Source organism: Cryptosporangium arvum DSM 44712, assembly GCF_000585375.1.
In the GTDB taxonomy this organism is placed as follows: domain Bacteria; phylum Actinomycetota; class Actinomycetes; order Mycobacteriales; family Cryptosporangiaceae; genus Cryptosporangium; species Cryptosporangium arvum.
In genome coordinates, this window is sequence record NZ_KK073874.1 from 6,226,963 (window position 1) to 6,247,084 (window position 20,122).

The window sequence follows — 20,122 nt, forward strand, 5'->3', positions numbered from 1 at the left end:
GTAGGTCGCCCGCACAACTTCCTGACATTCGCTCGTCAGCATCCGGGGCATGATTCGGCGAATCGTGTTCCTGTGCGTCGTGGCGCTCGTCGTGGGTCTGGCCTTCGTCTACCGCGCCGTCGAACTGCCGCCGATCCTGCCCGCCCCGCAGGCCACCACCGTCACCTACGCGGACGGCAGCGGCCCGGTGGCCGTGTTCGCGTCGGAGAACCGCCGGAACGTGCGCCTCGACGACGTGCCGCGGATCGTCCAGGACGCCGTCCTCGCCGCCGAGGACGCCGGGTTCCGCACGAACGACGAAGGGGTGTCGGTCACCGGGATCGCGCGGGCCCTCGTCGGCCTGGTCACCGGGGACGAGAGCGCGGGCGGCGGCTCGACGATCACCCAGCAGTACGTGCGCAACGCGCTGGATCTCACCCGCGACCGCAGCTACACCCGGAAGGCGAAGGAGCTCGTGCTCGCCCGCAAGCTGGCCGCGTCGACGTCGAAGGACACGATCCTGGAGGGCTACCTCAACACGATCTACTTCGGCCGCCGGGCCTTCGGGGTGCAGGCCGCCGCGCTGGCCTACTTCGGCGTCGACGCCGCCGACCTGAGCGTCGAACAGGGCGCCGTCCTGGCCGCGGCGATCAAGGACCCGACGAACTTCGACCCGCGGATCAAGGCCGACAGCGCGCGCGGCCGCTGGAACTACGTGCTCGACCAGATGGTGCGCAGCAAGTTCCTCGGTGCCACCGAACGGGCCGCGCTCGCCTACCCGACGACGCTGCCCCGGCAGACGCCGAACGGCGCGCTGCGCTCCGGGTGGCAGGGGGTGCTCGGCGCCCGGATCGAGCAGGACCTCCGCCGGATCCTTCCCGAGCGGGCGCTGTACACGGGCGGCTACACGGTCACGACCACGCTCGACGCGTCGCTCCAGCAGAAGACCGCGACCGCGGCGCGCACGCTGGTGCGGGGCCGGGACCCGCGGATCAGCGCCGCCGTGGTCTCGATCGCTCCGGACAGCGGCGAGGTGCGCGCCTACTACGCCGGCGAGGCCGGCTACGGCAACTTCGACCCCGCGAAGGCCGCGCACCCGGCCGGGGCCACGTTCAAGCCTTTCATCCTGGCGACGTCGATCGAGTACGGCGGCGGGCTCGTCTACCCCGGCCCGGACAACCTCGGGGCGTACCTGGAGACGACGAAGTTCGATCCGCGGGTGACCGCCCGGTTCGCGCGCGACGCGGGCATCACCGCGATCAGCGGGGCACCCCCGCTCACCGGCCCGGCCCTGGAGAGCATCCGGGCCGGGCACCCCGCCGTGTCGGTGTTCGACCAGGCCGTCGGGTACGCGACCCTGGCCAACCGCGGCGTCGCCCGCCGGCCGTACCTGATCGAGAAGGTGACGGCCCCGGACGGCACCGTCGTCTGGCAGCACGGTTCCGCGTCGAAGCCGGACAAGCCGATCCTCGACCAGCGGGCGCTCGACTACACCGGCGTGTTGCTGGCGAAGGCCTACGGCGACGGATCCGATCTGGCCGCCCAGCCGGGCGTCGCGGACGGCAACACCGACGTCTGGATGTGCGGCTGGCGCTCCGACGTGGCCACCGCGGTCTGGGTCGGCAGCACCGGCGACGCGTTCGCCCTACCGAAGAAGGAACGCTTCTTCGCCGAGGCGATCTTCTTCGACGTGATGCGCGTGCACCGTCGGACGTCCGGCGAGGAAAAGGGAGCGCAGGACTACGAGGCGAAGACGCGGGCCGGCGGGGCGGACACGAGGTCCCGGTAGAGCGGCCCGCCGCGCGCCGTTGCGGAACTACGCACCCTTCAACCGGAGGAGAAGGTAAGGATCCCGCGCCGTAGCCGCGCCGAAGGTGTGCATCGGGTGGTCGCCCGGTTCGACGACGAGGCAGATCTCCTCGCCCGGAGCGGCGTCGAACTCGACCGGGTGACTGCCCTCGAAGTCGATGAGCGCCTGCACCGTGTGCGGTCCCGGCGAGATCTCGACGCGCAAGCTCCGGCCCCGTTTCAGCGTGCCGATCCGCTCCCCGTCCACCTCGATCCGGTACCGCCGCCAGATGTCGCGCGCCGGGCTGGACGTTCGGGTGACGACCAGGCGCGCCGCAGGGCTCTCCACCCGTGCTCACGTAGCCGGGCCGGACGCACCCCAAACGTCGGGCGTCCCCGGCGGCCGGCACCACGTTGCCCGTATGAGATAGAAAGGAGTCCTACTTATCTAGCGAGAAGAGTTCGTATGCGCCCGCCGACAGCCCCGTCCTTACTGGAGCGCATCCGGGCCGGGCGCATCGGAACCGGTCAGACGCTCGACGGGCCGTTCGGGCCGCGTCGGATCACCTATGCCGACGACACCGCGACCGGGCAGGCGTTGGATTTCGTCGAGGACTTCATCCGGGAGCGGGTTCTCACGCAGTACGCGAACACGCACAGCGAGGCGTCCGCGACCGGGGCGCAGACCACCGCGCTGCGTGACGAGGCCCGGTCGATCATCCACCGCAGCGTCGGGGGCGGACCGGATCACGTGGTGCTCTTCTGCGGGTCGGGGGTCACGGCCGCGGTGGCCAAGCTCGTCGGAATACTCGGGCTGCGTCTGCCGGCCGACCTCGGCCGACACATCCCGTCGCATCTCCGCCCGGTGGTCTTCGTCGGGCCGTACGAGCACCACTCCAACGAGCTGCCGTGGCGCGAGTCGATCGCCGACGTCGTCACGATCGCGCCGGACCGCAGCGGGAACGTCGACCTCGACGCGTTGCGCGACGCGCTGAGCGCCCACTCCGATCGTCCACTGCGGATCGGGAGTTTCTCCGCGGCCTCGAACGTCACCGGGCTCCGGGCCGACACCGCGGCGGTCTCGGCGCTGCTGCGTCAGCACGGCGCCCTGTCGGTGTGGGACTACGCCACAGCCGGTCCGTACCTGCCGATCTCGATGCACGACAAGGACGCGATCTTCCTCTCGCCGCACAAGTTCGTGGGCGGGCCGCAGACCGCCGGTGTGCTCGTCGTCGACGAGCGCCTGATCACCGCGCCGGTGCCCGTCGACCCGGGTGGCGGCACCGTGCTGTACGTGACCCCGACCGATCACCGCTACGTGTCCGATCCGGTCACCCGGGAAGAAGGAGGCACCCCGGCGATCGTCGAGTCGATCCGGGCCGGGCTCGTGTTCGCGGTCAAGGACGCGGTCGGCACCGACGTCATCGAAGAGCGCGAGCGGGAGCTGTGGCGGCGGGTCCGGCAGCGCTGGTCGGCCGAGGAGCGCATCGAGATGCTCGGCGACCCGACCGCCGACCGCCTGCCGATCGTCTCGTTCCAGATCCGTACCGACGCGGACCGGTATCTGCATCACGGCTTCGTGGCGGTCCTGCTCAACGACCTGTTCGGGATCCAGGCCCGCAGTGGCTGCTCCTGCGCGGGCCCGTACGGGCATCGCCTGCTGGGCATCGACGACGAGCTGTCCCGCCGGTTCACCGAGCAGCTCGCCGCGGGCTGGGAGGGCATCAAGCCCGGTTGGACCCGGCTGAACTTCCACTACGCCGCCTCGGACGACGACGCCGACTACCTGATCGAGGCGGTGCTCCTGGTGGCCCGCCACGGAGCGCGGTTGCTGGCCGACTACCGCTTCGACGCCCGGACCGGTCGCTGGACCCACCAGGGGCACGCGCCGGCCCGGCTGCACCTGACCGACCTGCGGCTCGGCGCGGACGGCCGGGTCACCTGGCCGCCGGGGCCGCCGACGACACCGGAGAGCGCGCGACCGGACCATCTGGAGCAGGCGTACCGCCTCCTGACCGGGCGCACGGAACCCGTCGACGGCAGCTTCCCCGACCTGCCGGAAGACTTCGAAAAACTGCGCTGGTTCCTGCTCCCGGACCCCTGCCTCCGTCCCGACACCTAGACCGGCGGGCCCGCGTACGGCCCGGACGACCACCGCCGCGGCCGAGCCGGCCACCACCGAGATGCAGTGGGAGATCACCGACCAGGCGGTCGGGCAACTGGACCGTCCGGCGGGGCGCCCGCCGTCGTGCCGCCGGTGGGCCATCGACCCGTGGAGCAGCGCGATCCGCCCGCCGCGCCGAGGGTGTCCGGGAGGCGTTGGGCGCGTGGTGGGGTGGTCTGAGCGCGTGGCCGCCCGGGGTGGACGGGTGCGAGGTCGACCCCGGCCCGCAGCCGATTCTGACCGGAGTGACGTCGGTACTCGACCCGGTGGTGGTCAGCGGGGAGTGGGTGGTGTTGCACGCCACGCTGACCGGGACCTCCGTTTCCCTCCGGGCGGTGACGCACCGGATCGGCATCCCGCGCCAGTTCCGCACCGGCTGATCAGGCCTTCTCGAGGAGGGCCGCTCCGGTCCGGTACAGCTCGACCAGGAGCGGTTCGAGCTCCCGGCCGGCCGCGGTGAGACGGTAGATCGTCCGGGGAGGGAACCCGGCGGTCCGTCGCCGCTCGACCAGACCGCTCTCCTGCAGACGAGTCAACCGTTCGGTGAGCACCTTCGCGCTCACCGTGGGCAGCCCGCGCCGCAGATCGCCGAACGACAGCGGCCCGCGCACGAGGTCACGCAGCACCAGCGTCGTCCAGCGTCCGCCGATCGCCGCGAGCGCGACCTCCACCGGGCACTCCGCCGTCGGACGGCGGGTCGCCCCGCGCGGATCCGGCACCAGCAGCGGATCGAAGGCGCTACTTACCGTTTGGTGACCTACTCGCGGCATCGGTTCACTCGTCACATGGACGACAACGATCCGGCCCGTTCCGACGTTCTCGCGCTGACCACGGTCGCCGCCGAGCATCCGCACGTCTTCGCGCGCGCCTTCGCCACCGGCGACGGCGCGATCGTCGACGCGGTGTACGAGCCGCGTGGCGTCCTGGTCACCGCGCCGGGGCGATGTACCCGCACCAGCGACGGGCGGATCGAGGGCAATCGTCGCGTCCTCGACCTGGGTCTGCCGATCACGGTCGAACCACGACACGTGTACGTCGCCGACGACATCGCCCTGCTGATCGTGGACTGGACGATCGACGGCACGGACGCCGGCGGCGAACACGTCCACCTGGAGGGCACCGCGACCGACGTCGCCCGCCGCGGCGCCGACGGGTGCTGGCGCTACGTGATCGACAACCCGTTCGGCACGGTGCGCTGAGGGCCGGACAGCGCGTCCTGGTTTGACTCAGAAGCGGAGCGGTCAGGTTCTCGGCGTAGGCCACACCACCGACCCTCCACGGAGGACTCACCCATGTCCGTGAGCGCGGAGCACAAGCTCATGACCAGGCCCGGCACCACCCGGCAGGTGAGGCCGGGCTGGACCGAGATCGTCGTCGGACTGGTCGTTCTCGCCGTCCTCGCGTACGGGTTCCCGATCCTGCTCCAGTGGGTCGGAGCCGACGACGCGATGGGCCCGATCGCGTTCGGGGTGATCCTGGCCGCGGTCTCCGGCGTCGCGGGCCTGATCGCCTTCGCGGTGGCGGTCCGGGTCCGCGTCCGCGACCGGAGCGTGTTCGGAGTCCGGCGGACCACCGGGCGCTGGGTGCTGGTCGGGGTGGCCGGCGGGCTCGTCGCTCTCGTGGTGTCCCGGGCGATCACCTACGCCGTCCTGATGCTCTTCGGCCCGGCCGAGAACGTCCAGCAGAGCTACGCCGACGCCGCCGGGGGCGGAGTCCTCGCGGCCACGCTCTCGGTGGTGTTCCTGGCCGTGCTCACCCCGATCGGCGAGGAGTTCCTGTTCCGCGGGATCGTCACGACGGCGTTGCTGCGTTACGGCGCGGCGATCGGCGTCGTCGGAAGCGCGGCGGTCTTCGCAGTCATGCACGGCCTCAACATCGTCTTCATCACCGCGTTCGTCGTCGGGATCGTCGCGGCCGAACTGCGTCGGCGCAGCGGGTCGATCTGGCCCGGCGTCGTGGTGCACGTCGTCAACAACCTGGTCGCGCAGCTCCTGCTCGTCGTCCTGGCGGTGGCCGCGTGAGCGGCGTGCTGCACGCGAAGCAGAGCGGGCTCTTGCGGAGCGACTACGAGATCAGCCTCGACGACCAGCCACTCGCCCACTGGGACGCGAAGAACTGGCGCGCGGGCGGGTCGTTCACGCTCGACGATCGCACGTACGAGGTGCGGTCCGACGTGCTGGCGACCCGCTTCGAGCTGATCGATCCGACCGGCGCGTCGGTCGCGATCGCCGACCGCGTCGGGCGCAAGCACTGGTCGGTGGAGGCGGACGGCCGGGTCCACACCTTCGAACGTCACTCCGCCTGGCGGCTGGAGGAACGGCTCGTCGCCGACGGCACGCCGGTCGGGTCGGTGCGCCGCAGCAATCTGTGGAGCGACGAGGCCACCGCGGAGCTCCCTTCGTTACCGCTGCCGCTGCAGGTCTTCGTCCTGTTCGTCGTCCTCAGCGGCTGGGACATCCTCGCGTCGGCAGCCGGCTGACCGACGCGCCGTCCTCGTGCCCGGCAGGTAGGTCCCGGTCGGCGATCATCGTCGCGAACACCCGCGGCACTAGGACGGCGCGTTCTCCGGTACGGGATCGGCAGGCTTTCGCCAGACTGAAACGTGGTTCTCGCTGCTGGAGGTGAAAGCCGCGCCCGCCCAGTCCGCGGTTCGCTGCTCCGGTTCGAGACCGGCCAGCCGGGCCATCAGGTCGCCGGATGCCCGGCACCCACAACTCGACGACGAACCGGCCGCCCGGCACCAGGTGACGGGCGGCGTTGGCGAAGCACCGCACCTGCTCGTCCTGGGTGCGGAGATAGCTCAGGCCGTTCCAGACCAGGTAGACCAGCGTGAACCGGCCGGGGACGAACGTGGTGGCCATGTCACCGAGGACCACCGACACCGTTCCTTCCGCATCGCGGCGTCGCAACTGGTCGGCCATCGTGCGGCGCGTACATCGCCGCCGACGTCTCCTCGTAGTGCTCGGCGGCGTCCTCGTCCCACAGATCGCTGCTCACGGCACTCAGTCATCCAGATCGACGCGGCGGTCGTCTAGAGCAATGAGTTCTCGTAGGCGTAGATGACCGCCTGGACGCGGTCACGCAGGCCCAGTTTCGTCAGGACGTGCGACACGTGAGTCTTGACCGTCTGCTCGCCGACGTAGAGGCGGGACGCGATCTCCGCGTTGGAGCGGCCCCGCGCCATCTCCAGGAGGATCTCGCGCTCCCGGCCGGTCAGCCGGTCCAGCTGCGTCGACGACGCCGGGGCCGGGGCGGGCGCCAACCCGTCGGTGAAGCGGGTCACCAGCCGGGCGGTGACCGAGGGATCGATGAGCGCGTCGCCCCGGGCGGCCACGCGGATGGCGCCGAGCAGCTCCTCGGTCGGCATGCTCTTCAGGCAGAAGCCGCTCGCCCCGGCTCGGAGCCCGCGATAGATATAGCTGTCGTCGTCGTACGTCGTCAGCAGGATGATCCGGGTGGCGCTCCCCCGGCCCAGCACCGCCTCGGCGGCCGCGAGGCCGTCCATCCTGGGCATCCGGACGTCGAGCACCGCGACGTCCGGCCGCAGACGCTCGATCTCGGTCACCGCCTCCCGCCCGTCGCCGACGTCGCCCACGCACTCCAGGTCGGGCTGGGTCTCCAGCGCGCTGCGGAACCCGGAGCGGAAGAACTCGTGGTCGTCGGCGAGCAGGACACGGATCGTCACGTGGACTCCTTGATCGGGAGGGTCAGGTGGGTACGCCAGATCCCGTCCGCCGCGCCGATCCGCGCGGTGCCGCCGAACAGGTCGACCCGGTGGTGGATGCCGTCGACGCCCCGCCCGGTGCCCGCCCGACCGGAGCGGCCCACCGGGTTGGTGGCGGTCACCGTGAGGGCGGCGTCGGTCTGGGTCACGGCGAGGTCGAGCGTGCCGTCGCCGTGCCGGAGCGCGTTGGTGAGGATCTCCTGGACGACGCGGTAGGTCGCGAGGTTCAGCGACCCGGGGAGGCGTTGCGGCGCCAGGTCGGTGACCTCCAGATTCACGGCGAGGCCCGCCCGCCGGCTGCCCTCGACGAGGTCGTCGAGGGCGTTGAGGCCGGGTTGGCGGACGCCGTCGGACTCGTTGCCGTGCAGCAGGTCGAGCATCCGCCGCAGGTCGGCCAGCGCGGCCCGGCTCGAGGCCTCGACCTGCTCGAGCGAGGCGGTCACCTTCGGCGAGCCCGACGCCATCCCCAGCCGGGCGGCGGCCGCGTGGACGCCGACCGCGCTCACGTGGTGCGAGATCGTGTCGTGCAGGTCGCGGGCGACCGACACCCGCTCGGCCTCGACCGCGAGCGCGGCGGCCCGCTGCTGTTCCTCGGCCCGGCGTCGGACCTGTTCGATGTAGCCGCTGCGCCCGGTCGTGTGCCGCCCCAGCGTCCACGGCAGGACGGTGTTGGTGAACGTGAGCAGTATGTTCGGGGCGGTCTCCTCGTACCCCTGGAGCACCTGGGTGGCGAACATGCCCACGACCAGCGCGCCCAGCGCGGCCCAGGCGCCCCGGCCGCCGACCCAGGCGCCGGCCCGGTAGGCGGAGAGGAACAGCCCGGCGGCGTTGCCGATGCTGTCGTGGTCCCCGGTGGCCACCAGCAGAGCGACGGCGACGCCGACCCGGACCACCGCGTGGACCACCGCCACCGGCCCGGCGGTGCGGGCCGGCAGCGCCAGCGCGAGGTCGGCGAGGACGATGGCCGCGCCGGCGAGCCAGATCAGGGGGTGGCCGGGCCACTGCGACGCCTGCAGCAGGAACGGTGCCCCGTCGCCGATCACGCACCCCACCGCGACCAGCATCGATTGCCGACGCAGGGTGGGGGTCTCGTCGCTCTGCCCGGCACGCATGGGGTTCCTCGGCTCAGCGGTGGGCGTCGCGGATGAACCGGACGATGGCGTCCGCGCCCTGCGGGGTGGAGGCCGGGGTGTGGCCGGCGCCGGCGATCTCCCGGAAGGTCGCTCGCGGGAATTGTGCCGCAGCCGCGCGTCCCGACGCGCTGGGGGTGTTGGCGTCCAGATCGCCGCTGAGCACCAGCACCGGGACGTCGGGCAGCGTCGCGCCGACCTCGAACGGGGGCCGCGCGGAGGCGTCCTCCGGCCAGTTCAGGCACGCACCGGTGTCGTAGTCGGCCCGGGTCGTCCAGGCCCGCGCGGAGAACGGGGCGAAGTCGGCGTCGTCGAGCTTCGCGAGGCTCGCCTCGTAGTCGCCGGTGCGCTCGGCGATCGGGTCGGCGTAGTCGAAGGCACGCGGGTAGTCGTGGCAGGACGTCGCCCAGGACTGCGCGTCGGACAGCGCGAGCGGACCGTACGAGTAGATCTCGGCCTGCGCGAGCAGGCTCGTGCGGACCACCTCACGCACCGGACCCAGATCACCGTGCCGCGCGGCCGCGGCGGCGTTCACGAGCGCGAGCGTGGCCCCGGTGTCCGGCTTGTTGGAGAACACCCGGCCGGCGACGGAGGTCAGCTGCCATTCGTCGAGCGCAATGGTGTGGTTCTTGTTCGTGAAGCGGACGTCGACCGACTCGGGCTCGGCGCGCAACCGCTTCAGGAGCGCGGCGAGATCGTCGAGGACCTCGTCGCCGTCGCACTTCTTCGTCCGCGCGCAGACGAGTCCGATCGCCCGCCGGAACGCGGCCGCTCCGACGGCGCCGGTGGGGTCCTCGTTCACCGCGTACGCCCCGGCCAGGCTCACCGTGCGCACGTGCTCGGGGAACCGCTGGGCGTAGGTGGGCATCAGGTAGGTGCCGTAGGAGATGCCGAGCAGGTCGAGGCGGTCCAGGCCGAGCGTCGCGCGGACGGCGTCGACGTCGTCGGCGACCGCGGTCGTGGCGTAGTCGGATCGCGTGTCGCCGAGCTGGGCGCCGCACTCGCCGATGAGCTGTCGCTGCTTCGCCAGCGGCTCGAAGACCCGCGTCGGGCCGTTCAGCGCCGGGCAGCTCAGCGCGCTCGAACGGCCGACACCGCGCGGGTCGATCAGCAGCAGGTCACGCCGGTCGAGCAGGGGGGTGAGGGCCTCGGCGAACAGCTCACCGGAGAGGTCGATCGTCGAGGTCCCGGGTCCGCCGGGATTGGGCACGATCGTGCCCAGCCCGGGACGGGACGTGTCGGTGTGCGGCACCAGCGCGAACGAGACCCGGATCGTGCCCTTGGCCGGCTGGGCGCGGTCGCGGGGCACGGTGATCTGCCCGCACCGGGCGGTCGGGAGGCCGGGCAGGTCCGGGCAGGCGACGAGGGCCTTCAGCGTCGCCGTCGACACCGTGGGGGTGAGTTGCGCGCCGGCCGCTGAGGTGGGGGCGGCGGCGCATCCGGCGGCGAGCAGAGCGCTCATCGCGAGGACTGCGTACTTCTTCATGAGGCGTCCGTTTCAGGCGAGGGGACGAGGGCGGCCGGCCGGCACCATCGACGATGGCAGCGGCGCCCGGCCGAGTCGTCCGTCGCGCGCGGGAGAAGTCTCCCTCCCGCGGGTGAGGGGAACCCCTCCGCCGATCGAGGGCCCACATCGGGGCCGCACGACGCATCGGCGCGGGCCCGCCGGTCGAGACGCTCGAGTTGCCCGATGCCGCCGGTTCACGCGGCTCGGCGTCGGCCCCGGCTCACGTGCGGGCGCGGAGTCGTTCAGGGCGGTGGGTGGTCAGGTGCTGACCGTGTCCCGGACGCCGAGTACGTCGATCAGCCGGGCCGCCCGGGTGTCCGGGGTGCGGATCAGCCGGGCGAGCAGGTCGGCCGTGTCCCGCGGGAAGTCCGGCCCCTTCGGAGCCAGGTCGTCGATCCTGTGGGCGTCCGTACCCAGGTCGGCCGACTCGGCCGCGGCCAGTGCGGACGCGTACGTCACGCCGGCTTCGGCCAGCGCGGCCCCGCCGCCGTACTTGTCGGCGGCGTCCTGCACCAGGAAGGGGTAGAGCTGCGCGACCTCGTGGGTGGCCAGGATCCCCAGGATCACGTCGTCGGTGCGGGCGCGTTTGGTGCCGCGGCGCTGGGCCTGGGCGTTGGCCTCGTAGCGTGCCCAGTAGACCGGCACCCGGGCGACATTCATCTTGACGACCTTGTTCAGTGCCGACTTCAGCCGGCCGAACAGGCCACTACCGCCGTACTGCGTCCGTCCGATCAGGACGTCCCGGGTCGGCCGCAGCGACACCTCGACCCGGTCGGTGAAGTCCGGCGTGCGGCCCTCGGCCAGCGCGGCCCGCAGCGCGGCGACGTCGACCCGGCCCAGACGCAGCACCTCGACGGCCTGGCTCGTCTCGTCCTCGAGAAGGTGGGTCAGCAGTTCGACCGGGGTGGCACGGGGGCCGGCCGCGGCGACGGTGCGGTCGAGCGCGGCCTGCGCGGCGGGGGTCAGCGGCACCGTCTTGTCGGCCAGCCGGTAGGTGTGCTCGGGGATCGCCGGCGAGTCGTCCGGGCCGGGGCCGGCCAGCTCGTGGGCCCGGAACAGTGCCTCGATCACCAGCGTCGTCATCTCGACCGCGGCCAGCGGCTCGCCCGCACCGTGCCAGGTGAGGCCCTTCAGCAGGTGGGCGGTGCTGATTCGTCCCTCCTTCGCGGCGTGCGACGCGAGCGTCAGCGGGAGTTCGAGGGGCGACTCTTCCAGTGCGAGGACGTCCATACCGGAAGGGTAGGAGTCGTCGCAAACAGGTCATCCCGCATCGGTCGGGGACTGAAGTGTTCCCGACCGAACGTTCGTGGCGTCAGGGCGCTGATCGAGCGCGGGCCCGATCGGCGGGAACCTGGTCTCAGGACGGGGAGACACCCCGCACCCCACCTTCAGGAGGCTGGACGACATGAGCGGCTGCTACGACTACTCGTACAACGAGTGCTACGACTACAACGAGTACAAGCCGCGCCGTCGTCGCCACCACAAGAAGCGCTACAACGACTGCTGGGACTACAACCCCTGCAGCTGACGTCTTTCGCGGAGGCCCGGAGCGCGTATTGCGCTCCGGGCCTTGTTGGTGATCGGCACCATGTCAGGCCCTCGGCGGGGTGGCGGCCCTGATTCTGCTGCGTTTACTCGTCCGGTTGGACCGGCCCTGTCGTTGATATCACTCGCTGACGGAACCTTTATCGGCGCCCATCATTCCGACGAGCACCATCAACAACCCACTGGTCGCCATACAGAGCATGAACGGCCAGATCGGCAGACCGGCAACTGCGTTAGGCCGCCACAGATACAGCAGAGCCGCCGCAGAGAGCAACACAAGTCCCGCTGCTCCGCCTCTGACCAGCTGTGGAGCCCGAACACCGCGGGCCACCGGCCCTCGACCCCACCGGCCACCGATGACGGTGGCCAGCACGAGCAGCACGGCGAATCCGATGCCGAAGGGAGTGCCGGCGCCGGTGCCGGCGCTCAACAAGACGATGAAGCCGATACCACTCGATGTTGCCGCGAGAACGAACAGCACCTGGCGCACGGCCGCATACTCCTCACGGTAGGAGGCCACCCCGGACGCTCGGTGCCCCACCTCCCTGTCGTACAAACCCACCAAGGCTCCGCAGTCGGATCCACCTGCTTGTCGATCAGCCAGTCGGGGCCGCCGCTGCCTGCTCGATCTTCGCGCGATGGTCTGCGCGGGCTGCCGTGTCGATCTTTTCCTCGTACTCGGCTCTCAGCCCGGTCCGGCCGTCGAGCTGCTCGCGCGAGATGTCAGCGTGAACCTCACCGAAATACCAGGCCTCGCAGGTCGCCATGTGCTTCACCAGACCAAGGAGATTGGTTCCTTCGCGGGGTCGTCGATCATGGCGATCAGCTTGCCGCGCGGCACCAACAGGGATCCGCCCGAGCTCATACATTCGTGACGGGTGTCGCTCATCGGCCGGTCAGCGGGACTCCGGCCGGGCCTGACGAAGATTCGGAATCGCGGCGGGCAGCCGCGTCGGTCGATCCTTCGACCGCAGATGCGGGAACGCGCGATGTCGAACGCCGACGGTCGGCTACGACTCCTGGCTGCCGGACCGTCCCTGACTACACGAGAGAGCAGAGAGCCCGGATGAGCGTTTCACTCAACAAGCAACTGGTCGAGACCTACCTCGAGGGTTTCCGCACCAACGACCACGCCAAGATCCTGTCCTGCCTGTCCGACGACATCCGATGGACCGTCTTCGGGCACTTCCAGCTGACCGGCAAAGAGGCCTACGACGACGCTATCGAGGGACCTGGCTGGGTCGGCCCTCCCCAGTTGGAGCTCGTGCGGATGATCGAAGAGGGCGACACGATCATGGCTGAGCTACGGGGGTCGGTTCCCCAGCAGGCCGGCGAACCGATGCGCATGTCGATGGCCGAGGTCTTCGTGATCCGCGACGGCAAGATCACCGAGCGCCGCGCCTGGGTGATTCCGCTCGTCGAGAACGACCACCGCTGACCGGTTCGTCGGCACGCTGAGGGAGCCATGGGCGGTTCCCTCAGCGCGGGTGAGGGCGACCTCGCCTCCGTAGCCCGTCGACGCGGAGGCCCGAAGCGCGCATCGCCGGACGATCGCCTGCGAGCAACGGCCATCGCTCGGGTCAGCGCCCGGTGTCGCCGATCTCTTGAAGTGTGCCGTCGGGCATCATGCGGTAGCGACGCGGCGGTCCCATCTGCTGCAACAGTTGCTTCATCGTGGCGTCACGTTCCGCCGGTTCGCGGCCGGTCGAGTCAGCGACCCGGAACCCCAGCAGCGGAACCTGCTGCGGGTCGACGTCGTCCGGGTCCGGACGACCTTCCACGATGAACCCGAACAGGGCGCGCAAGGCGTCCTCACCCAGCTCCAGCGGGTGAAATGGAAGCGGGTACCGATCCCCCGAGAGCGTCGACCCGACCGGCCGCTCGCCCGCCCAGTACGGACGCTCGAAGTCGTACGGTTCGCCGATGTTCTCCCCGATGGCGCCGTCCGGAGAGATGCTCAGCGAGCGGACCAGGGAACCGTTCTCCCACACCGCGAAACACAGCCCGTCAGAACCTGAGTGCATCCCGTGCATGACGATCCGCCGGTCGGCTCCGAGGCGGAGCAGATGGGCAGGAAGCTGTGACGGCCGGTCGTGGACGAGCCGGCGATCGCAGAACAACACGGTGCCCGCCAGGGCCGTCGCATAGCTGATGTCATCCGGCGGGTAGACGGCATCACCGAGCCACCCGTCGCCGATCGGTGTCACCTCGTAGCCGGGGTGCACTCTGCGCACCAGGGCGAGGACCTCCGCCGGGTCAGCGCGAACCGCTCCCCGCAACGCCCGGCGCAGATCGCCTTCGGTGACAGCGAACAGCGCGGTCTTCGCGCCCATTGAGCCCTCCTGTGTAAGCGGACAGTGCCCGCACCGTAGTTCCCGCGACAACCGGCCATCCAGGGGACCGGCACGCCCCGCGGCTCGGGTGTTTCAGGCTGGGACGACCAGGAAGTCCGTGACGAAGCTGGTCACCGAACCATCCCTCGCGTGTCCGACGTACGTGGGATAGATTCCGTCGCCCCAGCCTGAGCTCACCGTGATGACGTTCGCCCCGCTTGCCTCCTCGGTGACGGCGTCAATCGCGCCGGGAGCGGCCGGCACCTGCGCCGGGATGTAGACCTCATCCAGGTCGTCGAACTCCCACTCGCCCAGCGCCCGGACCGCGACCAGGTCCGCAAGCGTGCCCACGCCCGCGCCGACCGAATACCCGAAGTAGCCGTCCTCGCCGAGCTGGTCGACGTCCTGCCCGTCGACCAGCGCCAGTTCCCACCGCAGCGTCGGCTGCTCGCTGATCACCAATTCCAGCGCGGCGGTCCGCCGATCCGCGCTCCCGCCGCCCCGGTGGATGGCCGCGACCCACGCACGTAACGCGTACCGGCCCGGCGCGACAGTCGCCGTGAACGGCGGCGACTCGTCCGCTCCGATCAACGGATCACACCCGACGATCTGACCGCTCGGAATCGTCACCGTGCCGACGAATTCGTCCGCGACGACCATCGTGAGATCCCCGTCGACGAACTGAGCGCCGGTGGTCCGCACGGCCCCCAAGTCAGGCCGATACATCCGCTCTCGCCCCTGTTCAAGGACGCCGTGAATTAAGGCGCGCGCCGTATCGGACTCGAAGGGACCCATACACGAAGCGCGCTGCCGCGACCCTACAGCCCGGACCGCGACCAGTACGGCATCGGGCAGCTCGTCGCGGCAGAAGAGGTTGTTCGTGATCGCGCGTCCATTCGTCGCCTGGCTGAGTGTCCTGAATAGAGACGTATGGACGGCGGGCTTCCATGAAAGGTCGGTGCGGATCTCCGTGTTTCGCGCAATGCTCACCGAAGCACCGTCGCTTCCGCTCGCAGGGACGCGCAGGGACGGTTCCGATGGGGCGGAGTCTACCCCGGCAGTCAGCTGCGCCTGGAGATCGAGGTCAAGTACCTCCTCCGCCGCGTGCACACGAGAATTGACGGCGAGGACTTCGACCTGCCCGACCACAGTGCACACGACCTCAGCCGCTTCGACGTGATCAAGGACGTTCGTCGCGTTGAAAGCCTCGTCGCCGCCGGGCTAGCGCATGCAGGCTGTTCACTGACCTTGACCAACGACCCGCTCTACTGGCAACCAGCCCGGCGGGCCGAGCCGCGGGACAAGGCATTTCACCTCCACGACCAGCGCACTCTCTCCGGGACCCTGGCGTGGCCCCCAGACGTACCTCCAGGCTCGATCGCGGGACGCGAAGCTCCACTCGACCTCACCGGTACCTATCGGCTGCACTGGCAGCCGTATAGCACCATCGAAAACGCTGTCGGAGGCCGCGGAACCGAGCTGCGCTACCTGGCTGTCAGCGTCTCCGGGCTACCTGCCGCCACCTGAGCGATCTTTGCTCGCGTCGAAGCACACACTGCGGTATGAGGCGGATGTTCACGATGCATCGCTCCTGGCGTCTGAGAATGGCGTCTGGGAATGACGTCATGGCATCGGTCCTCAAGCGACATCCCGACGAGTTCGGCCGCTGGGTAGCTCGTTGCGGTTCACAGTGGCAGGAGGTCCTTGGCGAGCCGGTGCCGGATGCGCCACTCGTTCTGCGTCCCGGTCCGCCGCGGAAATCCGCCGTTCCGGAAGACGTAGTTCAGGTACTCGACGAACGGACTGGTCGTTTCAGCGGCGAACAGTGCGTCGGCGCAGCCATCCGGCACGATGACGCCGTACGGTGGCCCACCGCTCCGACTGGCCTTGTGGGTTCCGTCCGGGCTGAGCGGGAGGACGAGCAGACGGTCGTCCCCGGTTTCCTGCCACATCTCCAGCTCGCCGGCGTAGTAATCGGTCATCGGCTGGTCCGCGGGGTAGCGCGAACCTTCCACCTCGCAGACGAGCGGGTCCGCCTCGGCCGCGGTGGGCCACTCCGGGTGGCTCCCGACGAGCCACACGTCACCGACACCGCGCGCCCAGGCTCGCAGCGTCAGCGGCACCTCACCGAAACGCCGGTCGAGCCAGTCGACGAGCTCGGACGCGCGGGCAGTCGGCGGGTAATGCGGCGTCAACGGTGTGCGGTCGTCGTCGTTGGTGTGGAAGCGGTAACCGTCAGCCGTGAGCCGTTCGACGATGACTTCGACGTTCTGCCGGGCCCGGCGCGCCATCTCGTCGCAGACCTGCTGCGCTTCGTCCTCCAGCTCCGGATCGCGCCGGATCGCGTTCCCCCGCTGACGCATCTCGTGCCAAACCGACGCCCGATCACCGGCGAGGTAGCGGCTCAGCCATCGCTGCGACATTCGGTGATCATGCCCGTCCTGGACCCGCGTCCGGACACATGGAGTCCGCGAACCGGTACGGCGAGCGTGGACCAGTCCTCGCTCGCGTCAGCGGTAGTGGACGCGGCCGGTCGCGGAGCCACCGCCCACCCGGTTCGATCCTGACGGCGCCGCTCCGTGCACCGTCAGCGGCATGAGCGAGTGTCGGCAAGCGAACGTTCGGACCGTAACGGCGCCGATCGAGCCCGCCCCGCATTGACGCGAAGCTAGTGGCACAGCAGGAACACACAAACTTTCAGGAGGCTGGACGACATGAGCGGCTCCTACGACTACGACTACGACCAGTGCAACGACTGGGACTACAACGAGTGCAAGCCGCGCCGTCGCCGCCACCACAAGAAGCGCTACAACGACTGCTGGGACTACAGCCCCTGCAGCTGACGCACCCCGCACCACCACCGGCCCGGAGCGCACCACGCGCCCCGGGCCGCGCCACGTCCGGGCGCCGCCCCCCGCATCGAGGAATGCGCTCGGCGGCAAGAGGGCGAGTTCGATGCTGGCGTCTGAACGTCTGGCGCCACCTCGTGTCGAGGTCGACGCTTGGTTCACCGGGGTGCTCGATGCGGTACGGATTCAGTCTCCGAACGCGCTCGGGCGCGTTGTCGTCAGGGCCGGGGGGCGGGCAGGCCGGCGAGTCCGGCGCAGTCCCGCCACAGGGCCTCCTCCCGGAGCGGATCGAACGACTCCGGCGACGAGCGGGCGACGCGGGTCCGGTCGATGTACGAACCGGACTCGCCGGGTCGCGGACCGATCGCGGCGTTCGCGAGCTGAGCACCCGCGGCGCGGGCCCGCTGGGCGAACGGCAGGAGGCTCAGCGCCGGGGCCAGCAGCGTGAACAGGCGCCGGGTGCCCGGCCCGGCGTCGCGGACCAGATCGGTGTCCGGGACGAGACCCGGATTGAACGCGTACGCGTCGACCCCCTCGGGCAGTCGCCGGGCCAGTTCGTGCACCAGGTAAATGACCGCCAGCTTGCTGGTCGAGTACGCGCGACGTCCGGCGCGTGCGGTCGACGCCTCCCCTCCCGTGCCCGGGGCGGCCAGCGTGCGCGGATCGGCCCAGCGGGGCCGGGGCACGACCGGGGCGCCGGCACCGGCATGGGTGTCACTGCTCGTCACGACGATCCGTCCGGGAGCCGTGAGCCGGTCGGCGAGCGTCCGGATCAGGACGTAGTTCGCGAGCACGTTGACGCCGAACGTGGTCTCGATCCCGTCGGCGGTGGCGCCGGTGGTGGAGGTGAGCTGGAGGCCGGCGTTGGCCACGATCCCTGACAACGGCGGTAGGTCACCGCTGTCGACGGCGGCGCCGACCTCTGCCGCGGCCCGCTGGACGTCAGCCAGTGCGGCCAGGTCGGCCCGTACCGCTGTGACGTTCGGGTTACCCGATACCCGCGCCAACTCGCCGGGCAGCGTTGACGCGGTGTCGCCACGGGCGAGGACGACCAGGTGCAGCGCCGGATCGGTGGAGAGCATCCGCTCGGCCGCGGAACGGCCGATCCCACGGCTGGCGCCGGTCATGAGCATCGTTCGGGACATGAGTCCTCCTCGGCTTCGGATGCTTCAGGCACCAAGTACCGTATGGTACTCAGTACCACATTGCTAGAGTGGAGGCATGTCACTGCGCGAACGCAAACGGCAGCAGGCGCGCGAGCGCATCGTGGGGGCGGCTTACGACCTGTTCGCCGAACGCGGATTCGACGCGGTCACCGTCGCGGACATCGCCGCTCGTGCGGAGGTCGGCCGCACCACGTTCTTCCGCTACTTCGGTGACAAGCAGGAGGTCGTGTTCGCCGACGAGCAGCGCCACGCCGATCGACTGGGCGCGGTGCGGGAGTCGACCGACGGGGACGCCACGACCCTGCCCGCGGCGATGGTCCTGGTACGCGCGATCGTGCTGGCGATCAGCGAGGAGGTCGTGGCCGATCCGGTCCGGTACGCCGCGCACGACCGCCTGGTCAACCGGCACCCCGAGCTGCGCGACCGGATGCACCGCAAACACGACCATCTCACCGGCGTTCTCGAGGAGACACTCGCCGCGCGCGGCGCCGATCCCGGGATGGCGGCGCTGGCCGCGCGCCTGGGCATCGCCTGCTTCGAAGCGGCCCGCCGTACCGCTGCCGGCGACGCAGCCGCCCTGTCCGCCGCGCTGCTCCACAACTTCGACACGCTCGACGAGCTCGGCTCCGCCCCGGTCAGCGCGGAGCCGGTCGTGAGCCGGGCACGCCGGTGAAGCGCGCGGCGACTCCTGGAGCTCTGTGCAGTACATCCGACCATCGGCAGATCCGGATGCCGACGTCAGTCAGATCCAGCGACGACGACGCGGGCGTGCGGTCTCAGCCCTTGCTGCGCTTGAACCAACGCCGCCTCAAGTGGGGCTCGGTCTGGTCGAACTGGGCCTCCACCGCCCGCTGATGGTCACTTCGCAATACCGACAGGCACGCGGCGAGACCGGTGCGCAGAGCGCCACACGTGCCGCAGTTGGGCCGGGTGCAGCCGCGGTGATCGTTGGCGATGACAGCCAGGCCCGGTCGCATCGGGGCTCCAGCCGACACTGGTCACAGCCCCTAGGGCCTGTTTGAAAAGCTGGTCACCGTAGCCATTCGTTGATCGCGGCGATGTGCAGCGTCGTGAGAAAGCGGACGGCGAGTTTGTCGTAGCGAGTCGCGACCGCCCGGTAGCGCTTGAGGCGGTTGATCCCGCACTCGACCGCGTGGCGCTGCTTGTAGGTCTCGGCGTTGAACGTCGGTGGGCGGCCGCCGGCGCTGCCGCGACGTCGGCGGTGGGCCAACCGGTCGGCTGGTTCGGGGATGGTGGCGCGGATTCCGCGTCGGCGCAGGTAGACGCGGTTGGCGCGGGATCCGTAGGCCTTATCGGCTAGGACCCGCGCCGGCCGTGTCCTGGGCCTGCCGACTCGACCGGGGACACCGATCGCGTCGATCACCGGCTGGAACTGCGGCGCGTCTCCGGCCTGCCCGGCGGTGACCAGCAGCGACAGCGGACGCTGTCCGCCCTCGGCCGCGAGATGGATCTTGGTGCTCAACCCGCCGCGTGACCGTCCCAGACCATGGTCGTTGGGCTCTGCGGTGCACCCTCCCGGCGGTTGTTTCTGATCGACCCCCTTTTACGGGCGCCCGCGGCGTGCTGGTGAGCCCGGACCACGGTGGAGTCGACGGACACGTCCCAGGTGATCAGCCCCCGGGCCTGGGCGCGGGACTGCAGATCGGACACGATGCGCGCCCAGGTCCCGTCCCGCTGCCAGTCCCGGAACAGCGCATACGCGGTCTCCCACGGCCCATACCGTTCGGGCAGGTCCCGCCACGGCGCCCCGGTCCTCACCCGCCACCGGATCCCATCAATGACCTGCCGCCGCGAACGCGGCGGCCGACCACCCGGCTTAGCCGACGGCAACACCGCCGACAAGACTTCCCACTCCGCATTCGTCAGATCACCACGAGCCACGCATCACCCAACGAACGAAGCGCTTTTCAAACACG

General features: G+C 70.5%; 24 protein-coding genes and 1 pseudogene. 11 read left to right on the forward strand and 14 right to left on the reverse strand.

Translation table 11 applies throughout. The features are described 5' to 3' along the window. Positions 1–49 precede the first annotated feature (49 nt). Positions 50–1,768, forward strand: a complete 1,719-nt coding sequence (locus tag CRYAR_RS28485) for a transglycosylase domain-containing protein (RefSeq protein WP_035856443.1) — start codon at positions 50–52, stop codon at positions 1,766–1,768. Positions 1,769–1,795: 27 nt separating this feature from the next. Here CRYAR_RS28485 and CRYAR_RS28490 read toward each other — a convergent pair whose 3' ends face one another. After that, positions 1,796–2,116: a hypothetical protein gene (locus CRYAR_RS28490; RefSeq protein ID WP_035856444.1), complete on the reverse strand. Its 321-nt coding sequence runs from the start codon at positions 2,114–2,116 to the stop codon at positions 1,796–1,798. A gap of 117 nt (positions 2,117–2,233) precedes the next feature. On the opposite strand from CRYAR_RS28490, the gene CRYAR_RS28495 reads away from it, so the two are divergent. After that, the gene (locus CRYAR_RS28495) at positions 2,234–3,889 is read left to right on the forward strand and encodes an aminotransferase class V-fold PLP-dependent enzyme (RefSeq protein WP_035856445.1); all 1,656 of its coding nucleotides are present in this window, start codon (positions 2,234–2,236) and stop codon (positions 3,887–3,889) included. 197 nt (positions 3,890–4,086) lie between these two features. Then, positions 4,087–4,311, forward strand: coding sequence for a hypothetical protein (locus CRYAR_RS28500; RefSeq protein ID WP_157018137.1), 225 nt, complete (start codon positions 4,087–4,089; stop codon positions 4,309–4,311). Here the strand turns inward: CRYAR_RS28500 and CRYAR_RS49170 are convergent, their stop codons facing one another. Continuing rightward, positions 4,312–4,602 (reverse strand): winged helix-turn-helix transcriptional regulator, encoded by a 291-nt coding sequence (locus CRYAR_RS49170; protein ID WP_211247684.1) that lies wholly within the window; start codon positions 4,600–4,602, stop codon positions 4,312–4,314. A 114-nt stretch (positions 4,603–4,716) separates the two neighbouring features. On the opposite strand from CRYAR_RS49170, the gene CRYAR_RS28510 reads away from it, so the two are divergent. From CRYAR_RS28510 to CRYAR_RS28520, 3 genes are all read left to right on the forward strand, one after another. Then, entirely contained in the window at positions 4,717–5,130 is a 414-nt protein-coding gene (locus CRYAR_RS28510) for a YybH family protein (RefSeq protein ID WP_035856447.1), read from the forward strand. A 93-nt stretch (positions 5,131–5,223) separates the two neighbouring features. Next, a complete protein-coding gene (locus tag CRYAR_RS28515; protein WP_051571061.1) occupies positions 5,224–5,952 on the forward strand; it encodes a CPBP family intramembrane glutamic endopeptidase in 729 nt (242 codons plus the stop codon). Continuing rightward, positions 5,949–6,410: a hypothetical protein gene (locus CRYAR_RS28520; RefSeq protein WP_051571062.1), complete on the forward strand. Its 462-nt coding sequence runs from the start codon at positions 5,949–5,951 to the stop codon at positions 6,408–6,410. Before CRYAR_RS28515 ends, CRYAR_RS28520 begins: the two co-directional genes overlap by 4 nt. 69 nt (positions 6,411–6,479) lie before the next feature. Here CRYAR_RS28520 and CRYAR_RS28525 read toward each other — a convergent pair. The 5 genes and pseudogenes from CRYAR_RS28525 to CRYAR_RS28545 all read right to left on the reverse strand — a co-directional run. Further along, positions 6,480–6,852, reverse strand: a pseudogene (locus CRYAR_RS28525) (class I SAM-dependent methyltransferase); the annotation flags it as partial. A gap of 110 nt (positions 6,853–6,962) precedes the next feature. Continuing rightward, the gene (locus CRYAR_RS28530; protein WP_035856448.1) at positions 6,963–7,616 is read right to left on the reverse strand and encodes a response regulator; all 654 of its coding nucleotides are present in this window, start codon (positions 7,614–7,616) and stop codon (positions 6,963–6,965) included. Continuing rightward, positions 7,613–8,767 carry a sensor histidine kinase gene (locus tag CRYAR_RS28535; protein ID WP_035856449.1) on the reverse strand — a complete coding sequence of 385 codons (1,155 nt, stop codon included), beginning with the start codon at positions 8,765–8,767 and terminating at the stop codon, positions 7,613–7,615. Before CRYAR_RS28535 ends, CRYAR_RS28530 begins: the two co-directional genes overlap by 4 nt. A gap of 13 nt (positions 8,768–8,780) precedes the next feature. Then, complete coding sequence (locus tag CRYAR_RS28540; protein WP_035856451.1) at positions 8,781–10,271, reverse strand: alpha/beta fold hydrolase; 1,491 nt, start codon at positions 10,269–10,271, stop codon at positions 8,781–8,783. 279 nt (positions 10,272–10,550) lie between these two features. Continuing rightward, complete coding sequence (locus CRYAR_RS28545; RefSeq protein ID WP_035856452.1) at positions 10,551–11,522, reverse strand: hypothetical protein; 972 nt, start codon at positions 11,520–11,522, stop codon at positions 10,551–10,553. Positions 11,523–11,697: 175 nt separating this feature from the next. Between CRYAR_RS28545 and CRYAR_RS50360 the strand changes: the two genes are divergently transcribed. Next, entirely contained in the window at positions 11,698–11,820 is a 123-nt protein-coding gene (locus CRYAR_RS50360; protein WP_281174636.1) for a hypothetical protein, read from the forward strand. A gap of 138 nt (positions 11,821–11,958) precedes the next feature. On the opposite strand, the gene CRYAR_RS28550 is transcribed toward CRYAR_RS50360, so the two are convergent. Both CRYAR_RS28550 and CRYAR_RS48215 read right to left on the reverse strand, forming a co-directional pair. Continuing rightward, positions 11,959–12,327: a hypothetical protein gene (locus CRYAR_RS28550; RefSeq protein WP_157018139.1), complete on the reverse strand. Its 369-nt coding sequence runs from the start codon at positions 12,325–12,327 to the stop codon at positions 11,959–11,961. A gap of 106 nt (positions 12,328–12,433) precedes the next feature. Next, complete coding sequence (locus tag CRYAR_RS48215) at positions 12,434–12,706, reverse strand: mycothiol transferase (protein ID WP_084701060.1); 273 nt, start codon at positions 12,704–12,706, stop codon at positions 12,434–12,436. 197 nt (positions 12,707–12,903) lie between these two features. On the opposite strand from CRYAR_RS48215, the gene CRYAR_RS28560 reads away from it, so the two are divergent. Then, the gene (locus CRYAR_RS28560; RefSeq protein ID WP_035856456.1) at positions 12,904–13,275 is read left to right on the forward strand and encodes a nuclear transport factor 2 family protein; all 372 of its coding nucleotides are present in this window, start codon (positions 12,904–12,906) and stop codon (positions 13,273–13,275) included. Positions 13,276–13,417: 142 nt separating this feature from the next. Here the strand turns inward: CRYAR_RS28560 and CRYAR_RS28565 are convergent, their stop codons facing one another. Together CRYAR_RS28565 and CRYAR_RS28570 are read right to left on the reverse strand one after the other, a co-directional pair. Beyond that, complete coding sequence (locus CRYAR_RS28565) at positions 13,418–14,170, reverse strand: DUF6928 family protein (protein ID WP_035856457.1); 753 nt, start codon at positions 14,168–14,170, stop codon at positions 13,418–13,420. 93 nt (positions 14,171–14,263) lie between these two features. After that, a complete protein-coding gene (locus tag CRYAR_RS28570; protein ID WP_211247685.1) occupies positions 14,264–15,160 on the reverse strand; it encodes a DUF4241 domain-containing protein in 897 nt (298 codons plus the stop codon). A 114-nt stretch (positions 15,161–15,274) separates the two neighbouring features. Here CRYAR_RS28570 and CRYAR_RS28575 point away from each other — a divergent pair, with 114 nt between their 5' ends. Continuing rightward, complete coding sequence (locus CRYAR_RS28575; protein ID WP_035856458.1) at positions 15,275–15,697, forward strand: hypothetical protein; 423 nt, start codon at positions 15,275–15,277, stop codon at positions 15,695–15,697. A gap of 158 nt (positions 15,698–15,855) precedes the next feature. On the opposite strand, the gene CRYAR_RS28580 is transcribed toward CRYAR_RS28575, so the two are convergent. Continuing rightward, positions 15,856–16,593: a hypothetical protein gene (locus CRYAR_RS28580; RefSeq protein WP_051571064.1), complete on the reverse strand. Its 738-nt coding sequence runs from the start codon at positions 16,591–16,593 to the stop codon at positions 15,856–15,858. A gap of 291 nt (positions 16,594–16,884) precedes the next feature. Here CRYAR_RS28580 and CRYAR_RS50365 point away from each other — a divergent pair, with 291 nt between their 5' ends. Then, on the forward strand, positions 16,885–17,013 hold the full coding sequence (locus CRYAR_RS50365) for a hypothetical protein (protein WP_281174637.1): 129 nt from the start codon (positions 16,885–16,887) through the stop codon (positions 17,011–17,013). Between the two features lie 224 nt (positions 17,014–17,237). On the opposite strand, the gene CRYAR_RS28585 is transcribed toward CRYAR_RS50365, so the two are convergent. Beyond that, positions 17,238–18,164 carry an SDR family NAD(P)-dependent oxidoreductase gene (locus CRYAR_RS28585; protein WP_035856459.1) on the reverse strand — a complete coding sequence of 309 codons (927 nt, stop codon included), beginning with the start codon at positions 18,162–18,164 and terminating at the stop codon, positions 17,238–17,240. A 76-nt stretch (positions 18,165–18,240) separates the two neighbouring features. Here CRYAR_RS28585 and CRYAR_RS43785 point away from each other — a divergent pair, with 76 nt between their 5' ends. Further along, on the forward strand, positions 18,241–18,858 hold the full coding sequence (locus tag CRYAR_RS43785) for a TetR/AcrR family transcriptional regulator (RefSeq protein ID WP_051571065.1): 618 nt from the start codon (positions 18,241–18,243) through the stop codon (positions 18,856–18,858). A 357-nt stretch (positions 18,859–19,215) separates the two neighbouring features. Here the strand turns inward: CRYAR_RS43785 and CRYAR_RS46085 are convergent. Continuing rightward, positions 19,216–20,087, reverse strand: a protein-coding gene (locus tag CRYAR_RS46085) for an IS5 family transposase (protein WP_169744990.1) whose coding sequence is annotated in 2 segments (ribosomal slippage) — positions 19,216–19,698 and positions 19,701–20,087 — 870 coding nt in all. Because the reading frame shifts where the segments join, the coding sequence is not laid out codon by codon here. Between the last annotated feature and the right edge of the window lie 35 nt (positions 20,088–20,122).